The sequence below is a fragment of the Tengunoibacter tsumagoiensis genome (assembly GCF_003967535.1).
GTDB classification, from domain to species: domain Bacteria; phylum Chloroflexota; class Ktedonobacteria; order Ktedonobacterales; family Ktedonobacteraceae; genus Tengunoibacter; species Tengunoibacter tsumagoiensis.
This window is the reverse complement of sequence record NZ_BIFR01000001.1, coordinates 2,436,893-2,455,824: the sequence shown is the minus strand read 5'-3', so window position 1 is coordinate 2,455,824 and position 18,932 is coordinate 2,436,893. Positions and strand designations below refer to the sequence as shown.

At 48.6% G+C, this 18,932-nt stretch carries 15 protein-coding genes; 7 read left to right on the top strand and 8 right to left on the bottom strand.

What is annotated here, in order from left to right; translation table 11 throughout:
- Positions 1-178: 178 nt before the first annotated feature.
- Together EL628_RS09630 and EL628_RS09625 are read right to left on the bottom strand one after the other, a co-directional pair.
- A complete protein-coding gene (locus tag EL628_RS09630; protein ID WP_126579740.1) occupies positions 179-1,315 on the bottom strand; it encodes an AI-2E family transporter in 1,137 nt (378 codons plus the stop codon).
- 221 nt (positions 1,316-1,536) lie between these two features.
- Complete coding sequence (locus EL628_RS09625) at positions 1,537-2,133, bottom strand: HdeD family acid-resistance protein (protein WP_161975381.1); 597 nt, start codon at positions 2,131-2,133, stop codon at positions 1,537-1,539.
- 288 nt (positions 2,134-2,421) lie between these two features.
- Here EL628_RS09625 and EL628_RS09620 point away from each other — a divergent pair, with 288 nt between their 5' ends.
- The 3 genes from EL628_RS09620 to EL628_RS09610 all read left to right on the top strand — a co-directional run bounded on the left by EL628_RS09620 (position 2,422) and on the right by EL628_RS09610 (position 7,127).
- Positions 2,422-3,240, top strand: a complete 819-nt coding sequence (locus tag EL628_RS09620) for an HNH endonuclease (protein ID WP_161975380.1) — start codon at positions 2,422-2,424, stop codon at positions 3,238-3,240.
- A gap of 1,254 nt (positions 3,241-4,494) precedes the next feature.
- Positions 4,495-6,282, top strand: a complete 1,788-nt coding sequence (locus tag EL628_RS09615) for a 2-oxoacid:acceptor oxidoreductase subunit alpha (RefSeq protein ID WP_126579737.1) — start codon at positions 4,495-4,497, stop codon at positions 6,280-6,282.
- The gene (locus EL628_RS09610; protein WP_126579736.1) at positions 6,279-7,127 is read left to right on the top strand and encodes a 2-oxoacid:ferredoxin oxidoreductase subunit beta; all 849 of its coding nucleotides are present in this window, start codon (positions 6,279-6,281) and stop codon (positions 7,125-7,127) included. The genes EL628_RS09615 and EL628_RS09610 overlap by 4 nt, the downstream gene beginning before the upstream one ends.
- Before the next feature lie 80 nt (positions 7,128-7,207).
- On the opposite strand, the gene EL628_RS09605 is transcribed toward EL628_RS09610, so the two are convergent.
- Positions 7,208-7,441 (bottom strand): hypothetical protein, encoded by a 234-nt coding sequence (locus EL628_RS09605; RefSeq protein ID WP_126579735.1) that lies wholly within the window; start codon positions 7,439-7,441, stop codon positions 7,208-7,210.
- A gap of 431 nt (positions 7,442-7,872) precedes the next feature.
- On the bottom strand, positions 7,873-8,124 hold the full coding sequence (locus tag EL628_RS09600; RefSeq protein WP_126579734.1) for a hypothetical protein: 252 nt from the start codon (positions 8,122-8,124) through the stop codon (positions 7,873-7,875).
- Positions 8,125-8,397: 273 nt separating this feature from the next.
- Between EL628_RS09600 and EL628_RS29775 the strand changes: the two genes are divergently transcribed.
- Entirely contained in the window at positions 8,398-8,568 is a 171-nt protein-coding gene (locus EL628_RS29775) for a hypothetical protein (RefSeq protein WP_161975379.1), read from the top strand.
- A 152-nt stretch (positions 8,569-8,720) separates the two neighbouring features.
- On the opposite strand, the gene EL628_RS09595 is transcribed toward EL628_RS29775, so the two are convergent.
- The 4 genes from EL628_RS09595 to EL628_RS09580 form a co-directional block, all read right to left on the bottom strand.
- Positions 8,721-9,476, bottom strand: coding sequence for a hypothetical protein (locus EL628_RS09595; protein WP_126579733.1), 756 nt, complete (start codon positions 9,474-9,476; stop codon positions 8,721-8,723).
- 134 nt (positions 9,477-9,610) lie between these two features.
- Positions 9,611-10,627: a carbohydrate ABC transporter permease gene (locus tag EL628_RS09590; protein WP_161975378.1), complete on the bottom strand. Its 1,017-nt coding sequence runs from the start codon at positions 10,625-10,627 to the stop codon at positions 9,611-9,613.
- 111 nt (positions 10,628-10,738) lie between these two features.
- Positions 10,739-11,668, bottom strand: a complete 930-nt coding sequence (locus EL628_RS09585) for a carbohydrate ABC transporter permease (protein WP_126579731.1) — start codon at positions 11,666-11,668, stop codon at positions 10,739-10,741.
- 139 nt (positions 11,669-11,807) lie between these two features.
- Entirely contained in the window at positions 11,808-13,526 is a 1,719-nt protein-coding gene (locus EL628_RS09580) for an ABC transporter substrate-binding protein (protein WP_126579730.1), read from the bottom strand.
- A 726-nt stretch (positions 13,527-14,252) separates the two neighbouring features.
- Here EL628_RS09580 and EL628_RS09575 point away from each other — a divergent pair.
- The 3 genes from EL628_RS09575 (at position 14,253) to EL628_RS09565 (ending at position 18,758) form a co-directional block, all read left to right on the top strand.
- On the top strand, positions 14,253-15,350 hold the full coding sequence (locus EL628_RS09575) for a LacI family DNA-binding transcriptional regulator (RefSeq protein ID WP_161975377.1): 1,098 nt from the start codon (positions 14,253-14,255) through the stop codon (positions 15,348-15,350).
- 122 nt (positions 15,351-15,472) lie between these two features.
- Entirely contained in the window at positions 15,473-17,077 is a 1,605-nt protein-coding gene (locus tag EL628_RS09570) for an alpha-amylase family glycosyl hydrolase (RefSeq protein WP_126579728.1), read from the top strand.
- 220 nt (positions 17,078-17,297) lie between these two features.
- Positions 17,298-18,758 carry a DUF4032 domain-containing protein gene (locus EL628_RS09565; RefSeq protein ID WP_126579727.1) on the top strand — a complete coding sequence of 487 codons (1,461 nt, stop codon included), beginning with the start codon at positions 17,298-17,300 and terminating at the stop codon, positions 18,756-18,758.
- The last annotated feature ends 174 nt before the right edge of the window (positions 18,759-18,932 follow it).

Genomic DNA, 18,932 nt, shown 5'->3' with positions numbered 1-18,932 from the left:
GATAGAGAAAGAGAACATATTCGCCATTTTTATTTTTCAGGATAGCAAATAGTGTCTCATTTGTCAATTATGTGAAAAATCAGCAAAAAACAATATGGGGCTGAAGCCAGAAGAAACTCGCATTACTGTATGGGTTCAGACCGCAACTGCTTGCGGCGGGTTTTACTTGTCACGGCCACTAAGAGGAAGATTCAGTCGCTTTCTCTGGCGCTTCTTCTGCAAACTGTTCGGGGTGTTCTTGCTTCCAGGAATAATAGGCTGCACCGACAAAAATCTGAAGAATGCCTGCGACCGGGGCCGAAAAAAAGGCTCCTGCCAATCCAAATAGATCTGTACCGACTAATAGCGCCAGAATCGAGATAATCGGATTCAGTCCAACGGCATGGCCAATAATGCGAGGTGCTAAAATCTGTCCATCCAGAATGGCCTGAACAAAAGAGCTCATGATAGCTACAGTCAAGCCAATCTGCCAACCTCGAGTAACAAGGGCCACTACGACAATGATTGTCCCTGAAATATAAGGGCCAATCTGGGGGATAAACTCTAACACAAACACGACCAATGCCAGCAGTACTGCATAGGGAACGCCCAGAAAGAAGAGCCCGAGTCCGATCAAGCCGCTCATCAATGTTCCCAGAAAGAGTTGACCCCGAATAAAGCCGCCCATCGTTCGATCTAAGGTCTGTACAAAGAAACTGATTGATTCTCGATTAGCCCTGGGAGTCCTTGTACGCAACCAGTTTAAAAAACGTGGACCATCAATCACAAAATAAATGCTCAATGTGGTGACGAGAATCGAATCTAAGAAAAGGGTGAACAGATTAACTAAGAGAGGCTGGATATCTCCTACAAGGTGGAGAAAGTAGTTGAGAATCTGCTGGCCCGAACTTTTCAGATCGTCAGAGGTGATCCCAATGCGCTGAAGATAGCGGAGAGCTGGCTGTATATTGCCAAAAAACTGAGGCAGATACTGCTGAATACTCGTTACAAGCCCCAGGAGCTGACCAAAAGCAGTCAATCCAACAACATACAGAAAAAACAATAAGAGGCCAAATACGACAATATAAGTGAGAAAAATAGCCACAAATGTCGGAAGGAAGCGCTTAAGGAGCCCTACCAGGGGATAGATAACATACGCCAGAAGCATTGAAACAATAAAAATCAAGAGAGCATGAGCAATCCGCGAGAAAAACCAGGCCACAACCCCCAGCAGAGCGACACCCCCCAACAAGGTCATGACAATCAAAAAACGCCGGACCCATTGCGCTATATCCGAGGGCTTACCTGAAGGAGGAGAACCAAAGAGAGATGCCATACAGCCCTCTCCTTTCTAACTATAACGCAGCCACAACACGCTCTAAAGCCATCATAGAGTAGAGAAAGTATATGGAGAAAGACAACATGAAGAGATCAACCAAAAGGAGGATCTTTTGCATTGTGTTGAACATTCACGGATAAAGAATCTGCTGATGCTTGGAGAGGAAGGGTCCTGCTCCCCAGCAGGACCTTCTTCTCCAAACATCGCTAGCAACTGTGTCAGGATAAGAATGGGGAGTGAGGCGTATACTGATCTGCGGTCGAAACATAGGCACTACGCACACGAAACGCCGCTGCAATAGCCAGTATGCCACCAACAACAGCAAAGACGCCAAGAACATAAGGGAAGACGGCCAGCGCAATGAGAGGTCGCAGCACCAGGATCAGACCAAAAATGATATTGACTCCGCCTAGCACTCCCATCCCAATACCACCACCCTGAAAGGCATGCCACAGCTTTAATACTCCATTAATCAGGCCTTGAATGCCCAATAAGAGGATTAAAAGCGTTGGAAGAAGAACAAGGCTCCACAGTGGGTTGCGAATGACTGCAAAGCCAGCCAGGATCCCTAAAATGCCCGCAAACAATTTCAAGCCCCAAAACGTCTGATCGACAAACAGACTTACCAGGGCAAGAATGCCGCTAATCAGCCAGTAGAAACCAACCGTCTGGACCAGCACGAGAAGAGTGAGGCCAGGCGAGAACAAGAGCAGAAGTCCAATGATTAAGAGAGCAACTCCCTCTAGGAGCGCCAGCCACCAGGGAGTCCCACCAAACCCCAGTTCATGAGACGAAGAGGTTGATCTTATCATCATCGCACCATCCTTCCAGCCAATAGAACTAATAAACCTTCCCATTCCTCTCCACACACTACCAGATCCACCTCCTAGAATCATCCATCGGAAGGAGGAGAAAACCAGATTTATTCGTTGGAAGAGACATCTATGGTCATTGCATTCCCCATAGACAGAGCAACAAAATAGTCAACAAAAAATGCTTACAGACGTGATAAAATATGCCTATCTATGCTGATTGCTCGTTTACCTGCTTCTATACATACTTTTCTAGAATTCATCTCTCACAATGCAGGGAGGCGCAATCCTATGTTTACATCTGCCCAACTCACTGAAGGGAATCTCTACAGTCGCAATGATCTGAGTACCATCTTCGCTATTACAGATGCAACTATTAATACTGGTATCTTCCAACCTAAAGGTACCCAATCGATCTGGCTCTTTATTACTGAAGAGAAAGCAAAAGACCGACCGCAACTTGTTGACCTGCTTGTTGGAGATACGCTTTACTGGGATGGGCAGCCTCAAGGCGGCAAAGATGCTCTTATTATCGAACACAAGAAAAGAGGTCTGGAGATACTTGTGTTTTATCGTAAGCGGAAAGATGAGTACTTGCCTGGCTATAAATTTAAGTATGAAGGCCGCTTTTCCTATCAAAGTCATTCTGGTGTACACCCCACACAATTTGTGCTGAAGAAGATCGATGATCTCCTCCTCACTGTAGAGAAGGATCTAGAAGCCATCGAGGTTGAGGAAGAAACTCCAACAAAGACTGGAGAAAAATCTTTTACGCCAGGACTCCTCAAAGAAGGGAAACTCATCTCCAGGCTTGTCAACACGCATGAACGCAATCCTCGCTTGCGAGCTGATGCGATCAAGTTTCATGGCACCATCTGCCAGATCTGTGGCTTCTCCTTCACAGAGACGTATGGAGAGCTTGGTGCAGGCTTCATCGAAGTTCATCACTTAAAGCCCGTCAGTTCTTATGAAGGAGAAACACATGTTGACCCACAAGAAGATATGGCCGTTCTCTGTGCAAATTGCCACCGCATGCTGCATCGTAGACCAGATAACCCCTTAACTATAAACGAGTTAAAGAATATCATCAAAAAATGCAAGACACACTAATACCTACTTTTTTATCTACGACATTGAGGGGTGGGTATAAAAGAAGGGACCAGTTCTCAACGAAAAATGAGAACTGGTCCCTTCTTTTGTGGGAAATGGGCCCAGTTGGATTTGAACCAACGACCAATCAGGTAGAGTAGATAGCCAGCGCGCCGCATTGTGTGGTCGACCTATCACAATGTGCGTTTCCAACTGCCCCTCTCCGAACCGTGCATGCACCTTTCAATGCACACGGCTCTCCAGAGATGCGGTTCATCTTCCCAGGGCTAATGCACCATCCGGTACACCCTGGTACATAGCTTCCGCCTTCTCCTGCGTCCCTTCCCCGTGTATCGAGCATTACCTCGATCATTTGAGTACTATGGACGCTCCGTCGCCATGAGACTCTCGTCTTTTAGGCGATCCTCAAGTTCCTACAAGTTCCTGTTCCGTACTTAGGTTCCCCGTTCGTCGGTTTCCGCCCTCGTTGGGCGCGGCTGCAAAGAGGGATGTTCACCAGGTCTCATAACTTTACCCGGTGATCTTTGCACATCGGCAATAACAGGTTCCGATGAAACGTCGGACAAGTCCGCCTCGACTAGGGTTCAAACAGTTTAGTCTTAACCATATACGGCCTAGCTGCCTGTCCTATTGGTCCTCCTGATAGGCCCGCAACAGACTTTTACAACCATGCTAGTTTCCCCTTTGAGTTTCCCCATCAGGTAAGGTTGCGCTTTAGGTACATTCATCCCTGTACCGCCTCATCTTCTGAGGCAAGGGACTTGTAAGCGCATGAGCGCACTTATGAGCCGACTGCTCTAACCGCTGAGCTATGGGCCCTTACTCTTTTATTGTACCACAATCGCTCTGGCTTGTGAAGAGGTTTTATCCACCAACATCCGGGATCTGAGCCGCTCACTCCCATCTTTTTCTCAATCGCTCCTACGAAAAGCTCATCTTTTGATACAAAGGGCCCCTCACTCACAAGCCGATATTTAACCATTCGTAATGATAATACACGCCAATCATAGCTTTTCTTGTCATGGTGACTCTTTCTTCTCTTCTATCACAATCTCAACAAATCTTTCCACTTTCAGCCAGACTATGTGCTATAATACACATAGTCATGACAGTTTATCTCTTCTGGTTAAGAGAGCTTAGTATTTTTATGACTTTTATCCCCATTCCTTTCTTTTAAAAGGGTTCCGCGTTATGTTCTTCATCGTTCACACTAACAGACGCGGATAAGATGTTTTTTCAAGGGGGCATTCAAAGATGAATGAAGTAACTATTCGTATCGGTGGCGAGTCAGGAGAAGGCACGATCTCCGGGGGCGATATTTTAGCCCTTGCCGCTGCCCGCTGGGGGTATCATGTTTATACCTTCAGAACGTTTCCCGCTGAGATTCTTGGCGGCCCTTGTATGTTTCAAGTTCGTATTAGCGACCAGCCCGTCAAATCTATGGGTGACGCCGCCGATGTGCTCATTTGCTTAAATAAAGAGGCCTATGATCGAAACATCTCTGAACTGCGTCATGGTGGTGTCCTGATCTACGATCCCTCCGATTTTGTGCCCGAGGCTGGTGATTGTACTCTGTATGCCGTCCCATTTAATGAGATCGCCCGTAAAGAGATTCAACTCTTCCAGACGAAAAATATGGTGATGCTGGGTGCCATCTGTGGTCTCTTTGGCCCTCCTCTTGAAGCCATTATCCAGGTAGTGCAATCAAAGCTCTCAAAATCACGTAAAGCCAACACCAATCTGATGGAGAAGAATCTCCTGGCATTGGAAGTTGCTCGTACATATGTTAATGAAACTCTCACAAAAACTGATCCATTCCTCCTGGGACCCGTGGTTAAAGCCGATCGTGTGGTCTTGAATGGAAATCAAGCAGTAGTGGCAGGGGCTCTGGCCGCCCAGTGTCGCTACTTTGCTGGCTATCCAATTACGCCCGCCAGCGATATTATGGAGGGCCTGGCCAAAGAGCTTCCACAGGTGGGAGGCACCTTTCTCCAGGCTGAAGACGAAATTGCTGCCCTGGCCTCTGTTCTAGGCGCATCCTTCGGCGGAACTCGCGCAATGACGGCAACCTCTGGCCCTGGCTTTTCACTGATGACTGAGTTGATTGGCCTGGCTTCGATGGCTGAACTGCCAGTGGTGATTGTAGATGCCCAACGCGCTGGCCCCAGTACAGGCATGCCAACAAAGATGGAGCAGTCTGATCTAAGCTTTGCCCTGCATGCTAGCCATGGCGATACTCCTCGTATGGTTGTCGCTCCTGCTAACGTAGCCGACTGCTATGACTTAATTATCCAGGCCTTCAATATGGCCGAACGCTACCAGATGCCAGTCCTGTTCTTGACCGATCAGTCGTTGACGGCTCGCGTAGAGAGCGTTGAACGTGCACTCTTTAAGCCCGCTGAGATTGAGAAACGCGTGCATACCCTACCAGGTCAGGAGCCCGCTGCTAAAAACGCCGCTACAACGCTCAATGGCCATGAACTGGTTGGCGCTGGCGTCGGCGCTGAAAGCTACTCTCGCTATGCCTATACAGAGAGTGGGATCTCGCCCATGAGCATACCAGGTTCAGGCCAGCCATCCTATGTGGCAACCGGGCTTGAACACGATGAACATGGCCATCCCGACTATGAGCCGGAAGATCATGTGGCAATGATGCAGAAACGTTTTCAGAAGCTAAAAACAGCAGCGAATGAGCTTCCCCAACCTGTACGCTATGGTGCGACACAGGCCAGAATTGGGATCATCGGTTGGGGCTCGACCGAGGGGACTATCCAGGAGGCGGTGGATCGTGCGAACGCTCAGGGATATCAAGTAGCCGCTCTTCATCCACGTGTGCTCTCTCCACTACCAGCACAGACCATTCGCGCCTTTATCGATTCTGTCGAGAAAGTTATTGTCCCCGAATGCAACTATTCTGGTCAGCTCGCAAACCTGCTTGGAGCAGAGTTTGGACTCCAGGCCATTAGGGTCAATAAGTATGGTGGTATCCCCTTTACAGCGGCTGAGATCCTACAAGCTATCGAGGAGGTTAGCAAATCATGACACAGACCTTGATCAATCCAACACCAAAAGACTATAAGAGCGAGGTAAAACCTACCTGGTGCCCCGGCTGTGGAGATTTTGGGGTGCTAAATGCAGTCTATCGTGGGATGGCCGGGCTGAAACTTGCTCCTGATCAGACTGTGGTGGTTTCGGGCATCGGCTGCTCTAGCCGTTTCCCTCACTTCCTGAAGACCTTTGGCTTTCATAGCGTTCATGGTCGCGCTCTTCCCGTTGCCCAGGGCTTGAAGATGGCTCGCCCGGATCTCACTGTTCTGGCAGTTGGTGGTGATGGAGATTACTTTAGTATTGGGGCAGGACATCTGCTTCACGCGGCTCTGCGCAATATCGATATTACCGTGGTGGTCATGGACAACGAGATCTATGGACTGACAAAGGGCCAGACCTCGCCTACTTCACCACAGGGGCATGTGACGAAATCAACTCCCTATGGGCTCCTGGCTTCACAGTTTAATCCTATCTCAACGGTGCTTTCCCTCAACGTAAGTTTTGTGGCGCGCGGCTATTCAGCCAGGCCAAAAGAACTGGCAGCTCTGGTTGAGCAAGGCATTCAACATAAGGGCTTCTCATTTATCCATGTCCTGAGCCCATGCCCAACATTCTACCATACCTTTGATGCCTGGGATGCTGCCGTTACGCCCATTAGCGAGGAACATGATCGCTCTGATCGTGGCAAGGCCATGTTGCTGGCAATGGAGACGGAGAAACAATATACTGGCATCTTCTACGAAGAGAAGGAACGTCCAACGATGGACCAGGCGGCCCACCAGCTCGTTCAGCAGTCAAAAGAGTTTGATATCGCAGCATATATGCAGCGTTACGCATAAACTCCATCCATGGCAGGTAGCTTCTCATCTACTTGCCATGGACGAAATCGTTTCTTTGTCGATGAAATGGGGGGGGGCGATTAAAGGTCTGTTTGCAAGGAATCTGGCAAAAGATTAGATACACGAACAGCAGCATTGATGACAGTCTGAGTAAATTGCTCACCACAGAGGCGACAAAATACTCCGCTCTCGTTGTGATAGCTCCCCCCGATTGCTGTGAGCTGACGCTCAGCAGGCTTACCACACCATTCACAGACACTCCCACGGGGCGCAAAATCCACGGAAACAGGTCTCTGAAACTCGTTGTGTTGCATCAAGAAGCCTCCTCAATTGTGCTAATTAGACGCAATGAGTGCAAGCTGTGGCAGCAATCTTCGCCTAATCAACAAAAAGCACATAAGGGGAACTTCGTATCTCGTGGTTTTCCACTCAGCCAGATGAGCAGACATACTCTCCTGGAAATAGAATAGCGCTATGAGGATCAAGAAACATGTTGGACCCTCACACGAATTGACTATCATTCTCTAGCTTGCGAAAAAGCCACAGCGATACGGGTCAAAAACGCAGCTGCGCCGTCGAGCTTCATTGCTCTTATCGTCACGTCCGCCCACAGAAAACGTTGGCAAGTAGAACAACTATAGCATACTTTTGCCTAAATCGCTAGCCGCAACAAGTTAAAGTCGTGCCAGCAGCGCTTATGCCGTCTCCTAAAGTTTTTTTCTCCAAACATGCGTTCAAACTTGAGTTATCCTATCTCAGAGCCGGGTCCTTCTTCTTCAACAGCTGGCAATCGAGATGATGAGATTGAACCAATGATCCAGCCTAGAGCCCCCAACGCGACGGTCAGACCTAACCAGGTCCAGAGCACAATGCTTAAGGCAACATTAAACGAGGCCGCCAGGACTCCACCCAGGATGATACCCAGAGTAAGACCAAGTGTAATGCCTATTAAACAACCAGGATGGGCCAGACTACGGCCACTCAATCGCTTCATCATAATTGGTTGGAATTCCCTTTATCAACTAAATTTGTTCTTCGCTATGGATGATAACGCGTCCACTCCCGTCCGTCAAGCAACTCTCCCCATCTGCCTGACGCTCGTTGAGACTTCACCACCAGGAAAGTCCTGGCTTAGTTAGAGATTGTTGCCGCCATTCTGACTATAATGGTAGTATGGATTGGCTAGCAAGGTCGAGCCTGGATTTCCTGCTCTGGATTTCCTACTATAGAGCTACACCTCGCCGATGCAGAGAAAGGAACACATTTAGAGATGGCACAGGCACCAGTACACCATATCGAGATCGTTGATCAACCCGAGGAAGTGACATCTACCAACAAGGCAAATGCATGGATCACGCTTTCTCTTTTTCTCTTTCTTACAACGCTCGGTATACTCTACCTCATACGCCAACTTAATCCTAAGCAGGATGACTCTTTATAAATAGGAACCCTTTTAGCGCTTTCAACAGCACAGGGTGAAGGAGACAAGAGGGGTCTGACTACAATCATCATACCCACGGGACCTACCCCAGCTGGTGGTAGGTCCCGTGGGTATGATGATTTGTGGTAGTAGGACATCGCTGCGAGAGGGCATCAGATATGTGAAGAAGCCTGTTTATTCAGTGTAATACGACGATGAGCACTACGACGGCGGCTCTCTTTCGTAGCAATGTCTCCATACAAACAGGTCTGCAGGACTACAATAAAGCTAGGGGCGATTAAAAGAAAGCCTCCCACCGAGACAATACCAAAGAGGAGCGTCATCAGGGCCATCAATCCAACCCCTGCCATTATTACTGGATAGCGCCAGAGCAGGCGAAACGAACGTAATCCAATCTGCCACGATTGCTTTTGGGGATCTTCCACAAATAGTGGCCCCCAAAAGATTGAACAGGCAAACACGACCAGTGCTGCATAATAGGTGAGGATCTGTGCTGATAGTACCTGGCTTATCTGACCCAGGATAATAAGCACCGGGCACAGGCCATAGAGAGCATAGAGTGGAAGTAATGCACGCAGACCAGGACGAGTCAGCTCTCGATACTTATCAATGACCAGCTCTTTCGTCAAAAACTCTCCCTGGTACATCTGATAGATCACTCCATACAGCCCCCCAGCCGTTATTGCCATCGAGATCAGACTAGCTACCATCAACACGAGGCGCAACCAGAGCCAGCCCTGTACCCATACCAGCCCGATCAGGAGCGGAACAACCTGCACTGACCAGACCAGATTCAACGCTACGACACGTTCTAAATGATCTTTCGTAAATGCAAATGCATTCACTACCGGATGCAGGTGCGCTCCGTTATCACCTTCAGTATCATCAATATCCGCAAAAAATGGCATCGTCCTCTCCTTCCTGGCTAACCACGCGACGCCTCCACCAGTCTGTCATACAAAGATCACAAAAGGATCTTGTATGACAAAACCGGTCAGCAAAACCCAACCTATACGCGTCCATCTGATCACTCTACTATCGCTTAACGCAGACCGCGAATACGAATACCGCTCAACATATAACGGAAACAGAGGACAAAGAAGAGGAACGTAGGTATTGACTGGAGAATACCAAGGACCATTACACCACTCCAGGTGAGTCCTTGACCAAGATAATGGCGCGCTGTTTCAGCATTTTGTAACGCCTGCGATGGGTCCAGAGCGCCCGACTGATTAAATTGCTTAATCAGTTCATTCACTGCCACTGAAAGAGGCCGCTTTTCAGGAGAGGTAATCACCAGCGATGGCCAGAGGTAGCCATCCCAGATCGCGCCAAACTGTCCGGAGATCACAATCGCAAAGACAGGGATACTCATCGGCATCACGATACGGCGGAAGATATTCAATTCAGAGCCACCATCTACACGAGCAGACTGAATAATCGAATCAGGAATAGTCTGAAAGAAAGCTCGATAGTAGAAGAACCCGCCTGCATTAAAGATCGCTGGCACAATGACAGCCCAGGGAGAATCAGTGAGATCAATCGTTGGAAAAGCATCACCACTTGGCAACGTTGGCACAATCGCAAAAGGGAACGGGAAGTGGCGTACCAACAGATAGCTTGAGACAAGCGAGACGCTACCAGGCAACAGCATGGTTCCAATAAAGAAGATGAAGATCCAGCGTCCTAATGGTCCACGCAGTAATTTTGCACTGGCATAGGCCGCCAATGCCGTCACGGGAGTAGAGAGAATAACGGTCATTCCCGTCATAAACAACGAGTTCCAGAAGAAGCTGACAAAAGTAACATCCGAGCCAACTCCCGTATAGTTGCTACTAATAATCTGGAAAGCGCTACTCCAGGCCTGCAACGTCGGATGCTGAGGCCAGAACGTTGGTGGAGTATGTAACGTCTCCGCCCCCTCTTTCAGAGAGGTGATGATCATAAAGTAAAATGGCACCATGTGCATAAAGATGCCAACGCACAAGACCAGGACAACAGCCCACCATCCAATACGCATCGGGGTCTGCTTGCGTCCAACAGCAGGAAACAGGGCCATCGGATTCTCCTTTCTTAATGTCCACATACGCTCTACAATGAAAATGAAGAACAGTGGGACCAACCAGACAAACTTACAGTCCGTAAATCTGTACTACTCTCTTTTCATCGTTTACGCGTCAGGATCATCTTTAAAGACTAACCGAAACAGCGCTGCCAATCCCATCGAAATCACAAAAGTCAACGTTGAAAGAGCCGCTGCATCGCTAAAGCGGAACTGTTTGATGAGGTCAAAGACATACATCATGCTTGTTCGGCTCTCTGGTGGATTACCGCCGGTCAGAATCTGGGGAGCATCAAAGGGCTGTAAAGCGCCAACAATCGCGAACAGCAACGACAGGTAGATAATCGGGCGAAGACGTGGCAACGTAATCGTCCAGATTTTGCGCCAGAAACCAGCGCCTTCAACCTCAGAAGCCTCGAAGTATGAGGTTGGGATGCCCTGGAGAGTGGCCATATACAACAGGCCAGGACCAAAGAAAAGCACTGAAGGGAAAACGATCCAGAACATAACCAGATGTGGATCACTCAGAAATTTTTGTGGTGGCAGATGTAAGAGATTGACGAAAATATATTGATACAGCCCATAGTGCGGATCATAAAAATATTTCGTCAGAATCAACGAGGTAATGCCACTTAAAGGCAGAAACCATAAGAACATCATCAGATAGACAATCTTCTTAGGCATCTCCATGATAAAGATAGCCACGATGATTGGCAATGCAAAGGTCAATACCAGACCCAGGCCCGAATACACTAACGTGTTGTAATAGGTGTCTGAAACCAGCGTATCCGTTAACAGATGTCTGTAGTTATCAAACCCTACAAACTGGTCCGAGCGGATTAATTTGCCATCTGTAAAGCTCAGGATAAATGACATAACCAGGGGAAACCAGCCCCAGGTAAGTTGGAACAGAATGCCCGGGATCAGAAATGCCCAGGTCTCAATGGTATTACGGCGGCGTAAAGCTTGAGGCAATTGTGCAGCCGCGAGGGAGCTCTTCTCAGTTACAGAAGAGGCTTCGGTAAACTGGCTGGACATGATGAACTTCCTTTATCTGTAGTAGCTTCTTCTCTACCAATGAGAGAGAAAAGAGCGAGAAAATTCTCGCTCTCCCTCTCTCCACCTCAACACACTGTGGAGATCGACAACAGGATGCTTTAGCAACAAATCTTCTTCATTAAGAGATGCGTGGCAACACGTCGTTATGATAGTATTCCTGCCAGACACCAACATAGAAGCTGGTGGAGTTCTCTTTCCAGAATTTATCCAGGGCTGCATAGTACTTACGAGCACCCGCTTTAAAATCATCGGAAGAGAGATCTGATGGCAGTGAAGAAGCCTGCTGGTTGTACGTATCCTCAAACTTCTTCAAGATATCAGGAATAGGATCATTCGTTGTCGATAAACGTGACAGGAAGTCAGCATGGGTATCTTTTGATGGGCCAGTCTTGCCATCAGGTGGGAAGTACATACCATACGCCGGAATAATGGGCTGCTTCGCAACATTGAGGTAGGTCTGGACAAAGTTCTCACCCCAGGCGGCTTCTACCGTGACGTTGGCAGGGACGTCGGGGTTTTTAAAGTAGGTATTGGTCGGTGCAATATAATCGTACGCATCCTTGGGATCTTTCGTCACTTTATAGGTATTGGCACGTACATCGACATAGCCCTGGCCAAAGAACATATACAGATAAAGATCTGTAATTGCATCCAATCCATCGGACTTTAAGTGAGGATCAAAGCTCACCTGTCCCATACCAGGCTGAATAGAACTAGACCAGGCCCCATTCGCCCCATGTGGATATGGTGCATAGCCAATCAGATCATCCAAAGACTTATCTGGATAATTTTTCTGTAGATCAGAGAACTTGGCTGGACCAAAACCACCCAGAGAATAGAAGAAGGAGAAGGCTGGCACCATCAAATATTGGCCAGAGACAAACTGCCCAACAACAGAGCCTTCCCAGTAGGATGGGTCAACAAACACGGTCTTGTCATTAATCATGCTGCGGAACAGACCGATACGATCCTCCCAGGCAGAAGTCCATTTTGTGACATCAATCTTCCAATGCCAGTTGCTTCCCGTCCCTGGATCAGGCACGCTACCAATCAGACCACCGCCACCCTGCACCGGACCACCCGCATCCAGCAGATCAGAGTTCATCAAATACCCACACAGATACGAAGGACCGCCAATCGCAGTGACGCCTTTATTGATATCCTTCAATTTTGCGGCAATGACCTTTACATCTTCCCAGGTCCATCCCTTGGTTGGCTCTGGAATATCGTTCGCGCGGAAGACATCGCGGCGATAGAAGAAACCGCTACCACCACTTAAGAGATCTCCAGGGAACGAGGTATACTTTCCGCCAAGGTTTGCAATCGAGTGCCACAGATCCTTCGCATAAGGGGCGATCAGATCATCAACCTTTTTAGATTTATACACATCAGTCACATCAGCTACCAGGCCCTGCGTCAGTGCTGCCGCCTGGAGCGACGCATCAGCAAAACCACCATAGATAGCAGGTGCCGTGTTACCAAGGATTGCTGCGGTTAAAGCCTGGTCGGTCGAAACATCAATGCCAGTGAACTTTAAGGTGACATTCTTATGGTTGTCTAACCATGTTTGTAAAACGTCCGCTATGACTTTTTTTCGTGGCGTCTTTTTGTCAGCTGCGGTTATGGTTGATGGTAGCGGGGCAAAGGGCCATGTGCCTACTTTAAGGGTCACATTGGCAGCACCAGAAGTACCACCGCAAGCCGCTAGCACTGCTCCACCAGCAACAACAGCACTGGTTGCCGCCATGGTGCGCAGCATCTGACGTCGAGTCAGTGCAGGCCTTGCAAGGATTTCTGAGAAGACTGTGGATGATTCCAGCTTTGTGTCTTCGGACATGATGCGATCTCCTTCTCGTCAACGAGACTAATGGTTGCACAGAAATGGGCATAGGGATACAAAAGCATAACGATACCACTAAGATCCAGGCCAGGTCGCATGAGGTCGACCCGAAGAGTCATTAGTTCGTCTGCTACACCAGCTTCCTCGCTGATGTCTACTAATCTCTTCCAGATAGATATTGAAATTATTTGCGAAACTTATTTCGCTGCCCTAAGAGTACCACTTGTTTTTTTGTTTGTCAAGCATTGATTAAGATCCTTAGATCTTTTTAATATCCCTGCCATGATTTCCTCTATTTCATCCCTATTTGCTCTTTTTCCATTTTTAGCACAAAAGATCCCCGTCTGAATACAAACAAAGTATCCAGATCAAAAAAGAGTAAGATAGAAACAATACAGATGTTTTCAGGCTAGAAGATCTCGCACTCCTTTGTACGTTTTCTCGCATTATCGGAAATGAGTAAATAGGTGTCCAGGTTCTTACTTACCATAACACAATGGTAGTAAAGTTGGTTGTATAAAGGTGGTAGAAAGCCTGACATTTCTTTTCATCTATGGTAATTTTGCTTCCATTTAATTTCATGATCTTTCATATTGCTCAGACACCTCCTTAGCTACACGCTTCTTGACAGTCCTCCTTGCCCATTGTATCCTTGAACAAGAGTTTACCTCTTTACTATGGTGGAGACCTGTACAGTATGTATGCACAAAGGAAGGGATGCTTGTGGAAGATTACAGTCATAAACGCTTCACGATTGCCCAGATCGCTGCGGCCGCTGGCGTCTCTATTGCAACGGTCTCAAAGGTCATTAATCAGCGCTCCGATGTCTCTGCGGCGACACGCGCTCGCGTTGAACGGGTCATTGCAGAACGCGGCTATGTAACAAATCGCATCTCGGTCTCTTTAAAGAAGGAGCGCATGGGATTAGTGAACCTTGTTGTACCATCGCTTCATGCCCCTTCTTGCCTGGAGATTCTTCGTGGCGTCGAAGAGATGTTGCCGCAAGCTCATCTGCGTTTGACTCTCACCTGCGCACATACTGCTGAGAACGATGAACGGCAATGGCTCAATTCGGTGATTGATGGTTCGGTTGAAGGGGTCGTTCTCGTCCTTGCTGAGGAGACTGAACGCTATTGGCATCAGTTACGAACTCAAGGTCTGCCATTTGTCATTATTGATCGCCCCGGCGAGCTCGGCCCGAATAGCCCGTCCGTAAGTACGACTCACTGGGCTGGTGGGCGTGCTGCCGTACAGTATCTGCATTCTTTAGGCCATCGTCACATTGGCTTTATTCTGGATTCTCAGGCGATGAGCTGTACCCGCGATCGTCTCGCAGGCTACCGAGCAGCACTGGAAGAGGCCCGGATTCCATTTAATGCTGACCTGATCCACTATGGCTCAACGACTTTGAATGCTGGGTACGTCGAAACTGGCAAATTGCTTGATCAAGATCACCCCCCTACTGCCTTGCTTACGGAGACTGATGAACAGGCCCTGGGTGCCTATAGAGCGCTTCATGAGCGTGGAATACGTATTCCAGAGGAGGTCAGTGTCATTAGTTTTGAGGAGACTATTCTTGCGCACACGATAACTCCCAGCCTCACTACTATTCGTCAGCCCCTCTATGAGATGGGACGGACCGCCGTTACTATGTTGCAAAACTTGCTCGAGGGCAAAGCACTCAATGGTACGCGCGTTGAATTGGCAACTCCTCTGATAGAGCGCAATTCTTGTGGGCCTCGCCGCCGTTCTCACTCACTTGAAGACTCATCCCCTGACCATCGCCATCAATGGCAAAAAAATCAGATCAAAGGGGCCTGACACTCTCTCCATTTTCAAAATTGCTCCATTGCTGTACAATACGATCTGTTCAGATAGAGAAAACCTGATCCCTCTTGATGACCTTATCCAACAAACCTTTTTTGTGTCAATGGAGTACTCCCATGCAACAGATCCCTTCCTGGTGGCAAACAAGCACGATTTATCAGATCTATCCACGCAGTTTTCAAGATAGTAATGGCGATGGTATTGGCGATCTGCGTGGTATCATCAATCGGCTAGACTATTTCCGCTGGCTGGGGATCGATACCCTCTGGCTCTCTCCCGTCTATCCTTCACCTATGGCGGATTTTGGCTATGATATCGCCAATTATAGTGATATCGATCCAACGTTCGGCACTCTGGCTGATATGGATGATCTTATTCGCGAAGCTCATCAATGCGATCTCAAAATTCTGCTTGATTTTGTACCAAATCATACCTCTGATGAACACGATTGGTTCAAGGAGTCACGCTCTAATCGCACAAATGCCAAACGCGATTGGTATATCTGGCGCGATCCTGCTCCCAATGGAGGCCCTCCGAATAACTGGCTTGCTCACTTTGGGGGAAATGCCTGGGCCTTTGATGAACAGACGGGGCAGTATTATCTTCATCTCTTCCATGAAAAACAGCCAGATCTGAACTGGCGCAATCCTGAAGTTCAACAGGCAATGTATGATGTTCTGCGTTTCTGGTTAAAACGAGGTATCGATGGCTTCCGCGTTGATGTGATCTGGCTTCTCATTAAGGATGGTCAGCTGCGAGACAATCCCCTTAATCCAGACTGGAAAGAAGGAGATTTTCCTATGGATCGTCTCGTAAGCGTTTATTCGCATGATCAGCCTGAGGTACATGAGATCATCCGCGAGATGCGCACGCTCCTGGATTCTTTTGGAGAGCGTGTGCTGATTGGCGAGATTTATCTGCCGGTCCCCCGCCTGATGCAGTATTACGGTGAGAACCTGGATGAAGCTCATCTTCCGTTTAACTTCCAATTTATTGGTCTGGCCGAATGGAATGCTCAGATGATCCGTACGTGCGTGGATGCCTATGAGACGGCCTTGCCTGCAGGTGCCTGGCCCAATTGGGTGCTGGGCAATCACGATAATGCTCGTGTGGTTAGCCGCGCAGGCAAAGAACTGGCTCGTGTCGCGCAGATGTTGCTCTTGACTCTTCGCGGAACACCAACCTGCTATTATGGTGATGAGCTAGGGATGCAGGATGGGATAATTCCACTGGAGATGATCCATGATCCACGTGGCCGCGATAATCCCGCTGATAGCCGCGATCCCGAGCGCACTCCGATGCAGTGGGATGCAACTCCCAACGCGGGCTTCAGCCCCGCTCATGTCCAACCCTGGCTACCTGTTTCTAACGACTATAAGACGATGAATGTTGCTGTTCAGCGCGAGGACAAGCACTCGATGCTTACCCTTACCCGCAGCCTGCTCACCCTACGGAAAAGCATGGCCTCTCTTCATCAGGGCAGCTATCGCTCGCTGGATGCGGTCTCGAGCACTTGCTTCGCCTATATACGCGAACATGCAGGAGAGCGCACATTGATTGTGCTAAACTTTTCTGCCAACGAGCAGACAATCTCTCTCTCTGATCTGGCCCATGGGCAGATCCTGCTCTCAACCCAATTAGATCGCGAGGGGAAGATCAATCTCTCTCACTTCACGCTTCGTGGCTTTGAAGGCTGTTTGATTGCTTTACCCAACGCCTGAGATTTTCTCGCTGACCACCTTTAGAAGCTATCTAACAGTATCTAAAGGTGGCCTATTTTCCCCTCTGTTCGACCAGAGCGGGCAAGATGCGAAAGATGGAGTTATGTCCTGGCATGTTCCAGAATGGCTGGATTCAACGAGGCTTACCGCTGTTCATGCTGGGATGCAGCACAACATAAGTCCAATTACGTGCGAATAGCTATATCTAAGGGAGGGAACTGTGGCAACCCCCACGACCCATTTCTTTATGAGTACCGATGATCAGCGACGATTGGCCGTTCTTCCCTGGCAATTTCCACTCGATGAGTGGGAGCAGCAAGGGGTCCAGCTCTTATTGGTACGCCGTGGCGATTCACGCCATCCCGTTGTCTTTGTAGAGCTACAAGGGGTGCGCTATGCCATTAAAGAGACAACTCCCCGCATGGCCGAGAAAGAGATTCACAATCTCCAGGAGATCGAACGCCGAGGCATTCCCTCTCTTAGCCCCACAGGGTATATCAAAGTTCATGTTCCACCTATTGTCGTTGAGGCTCCTACTATCGCCGGAATGCGTCAGTATATCGATGCAGATCGTGGCTATACGATCACCCGCCTGGCTCCCCGCGTCGTGCCTCATGTCCTATTGTATCGCCTCCCACTCACAAAGCGAACCAAACAACGGCTCTTATCTGCGGTTGCCGTTTTAATGGTTGAGCTGCACGAGCATGGGGTCTATTGGGGCGACCCATCGCTCGCCAATGCCTTAATTCGAATTGATGGAAACGCTATCCTGGCCATTATGGCGGATGCAGAGACAGCCGAGCTGAGGCCTGAAACATTAAGCGAAGGGCTACGTGAACAGGATCTTGCCCAATTTGGTGAATCTCTGGCCTGGCAAGCAGAGGATCTTCGCCAGGCTCGCGGGCTGCCTGAAGATGTTCAGGTCCTCGATGATAGCGACTATCAATATTTTCGCCAGCGGTACCGAATCGTCTGCCGCGAACACGACCGCATTACTCATCCAGACGGCAATGTTCTTTATCAAGCGCATCAGGTGCTCCAACAATTTAATCAGGCCAGCGAGTCATTAATCGGTCTGGCACAACAAACAATGAAACGCGTCAGTGCTGTTCTGCCTGGCTCATATCAGCGGCAGATCTATGAGCTCCTTCATATTACGATACCCCGCAATTATGCCCGACGCTTCTTTAATCTTCTGCTCGGACATCAGGCGATTCTCAGCAATCAAGCGGGATCGAGTATCCGTCTGGAGGAAGCTGCTCAAGATTGGTATGAACGGTATCATCTGCCTACCATTCTGCTGTTGCGTCAACGTCTGACGGTTGATCAAGATCCTATGCGCGCCTACTTTGCAGTTATGGAACATAAATGGAAGTTGAGCCTGAAGGCTGGCTATGAAATCCCTATTGAGGAAGCGCTCCTGGATTGGAGCATGAACAATGCAGATACAGGTGAATTGGGGCAGATTGATCCAGCTACCAGAGCTACCTGGTGGTATCAGCGGGAACCAGTGGCACAGGTTCTAGAACCAGATCTGATCGAAGGTGAAGAGCTCGATCCTCTGCTCTCTACAAAGGAGCGCCCTCTCGTGCATCTGCCACCAGCCGAATTGGAGCAGAAGCTTCCACAAATTCTTGAAAAGAACACAAATACTCTTGAAGAGGATGAAACAGAAGCATAAAATCATTATAGTTATACATGTCATGTAATCAAGAAGGAGAGTATTTTTCTTCTAAGGAGACAAGTTACTTTACAGCGCACCATATATTTTTTCGTTCGTAATATAACATGACAAGTAGGGCGTCTCCTTCCTCAATGGTGGAGTTCCGCTATGCCAGCCCCTCTATAATATCCG

Bases quoted from the DNA above. Each gene is read 5' to 3' on its own strand.
- EL628_RS09630 (WP_126579740.1), bottom strand. From the start codon at position 1,315: ATGGCATCTCTCTTTGGTTCTCCTCCTTCAGGTAAGCCCTCGGATATA.
- EL628_RS09625 (WP_161975381.1), bottom strand. From the start codon at position 2,133: ATGATGATAAGATCAACCTCTTCGTCTCATGAACTGGGGTTTGGTGGG.
- EL628_RS09620 (WP_161975380.1), top strand. From the start codon at position 2,422: ATGTTTACATCTGCCCAACTCACTGAAGGGAATCTCTACAGTCGCAAT.
- EL628_RS09615 (WP_126579737.1), top strand. From the start codon at position 4,495: ATGAATGAAGTAACTATTCGTATCGGTGGCGAGTCAGGAGAAGGCACG.
- EL628_RS09610 (WP_126579736.1), top strand. From the start codon at position 6,279: ATGACACAGACCTTGATCAATCCAACACCAAAAGACTATAAGAGCGAG.
- EL628_RS09605 (WP_126579735.1), bottom strand. From the start codon at position 7,441: ATGCAACACAACGAGTTTCAGAGACCTGTTTCCGTGGATTTTGCGCCC.
- EL628_RS09600 (WP_126579734.1), bottom strand. From the start codon at position 8,124: ATGATGAAGCGATTGAGTGGCCGTAGTCTGGCCCATCCTGGTTGTTTA.
- EL628_RS29775 (WP_161975379.1), top strand. From the start codon at position 8,398: ATGGCACAGGCACCAGTACACCATATCGAGATCGTTGATCAACCCGAG.
- EL628_RS09595 (WP_126579733.1), bottom strand. From the start codon at position 9,476: ATGCCATTTTTTGCGGATATTGATGATACTGAAGGTGATAACGGAGCG.
- EL628_RS09590 (WP_161975378.1), bottom strand. From the start codon at position 10,627: ATGGCCCTGTTTCCTGCTGTTGGACGCAAGCAGACCCCGATGCGTATT.
- EL628_RS09585 (WP_126579731.1), bottom strand. From the start codon at position 11,668: ATGTCCAGCCAGTTTACCGAAGCCTCTTCTGTAACTGAGAAGAGCTCC.
- EL628_RS09580 (WP_126579730.1), bottom strand. From the start codon at position 13,526: ATGTCCGAAGACACAAAGCTGGAATCATCCACAGTCTTCTCAGAAATC.
- EL628_RS09570 (WP_126579728.1), top strand. From the start codon at position 15,473: ATGCAACAGATCCCTTCCTGGTGGCAAACAAGCACGATTTATCAGATC.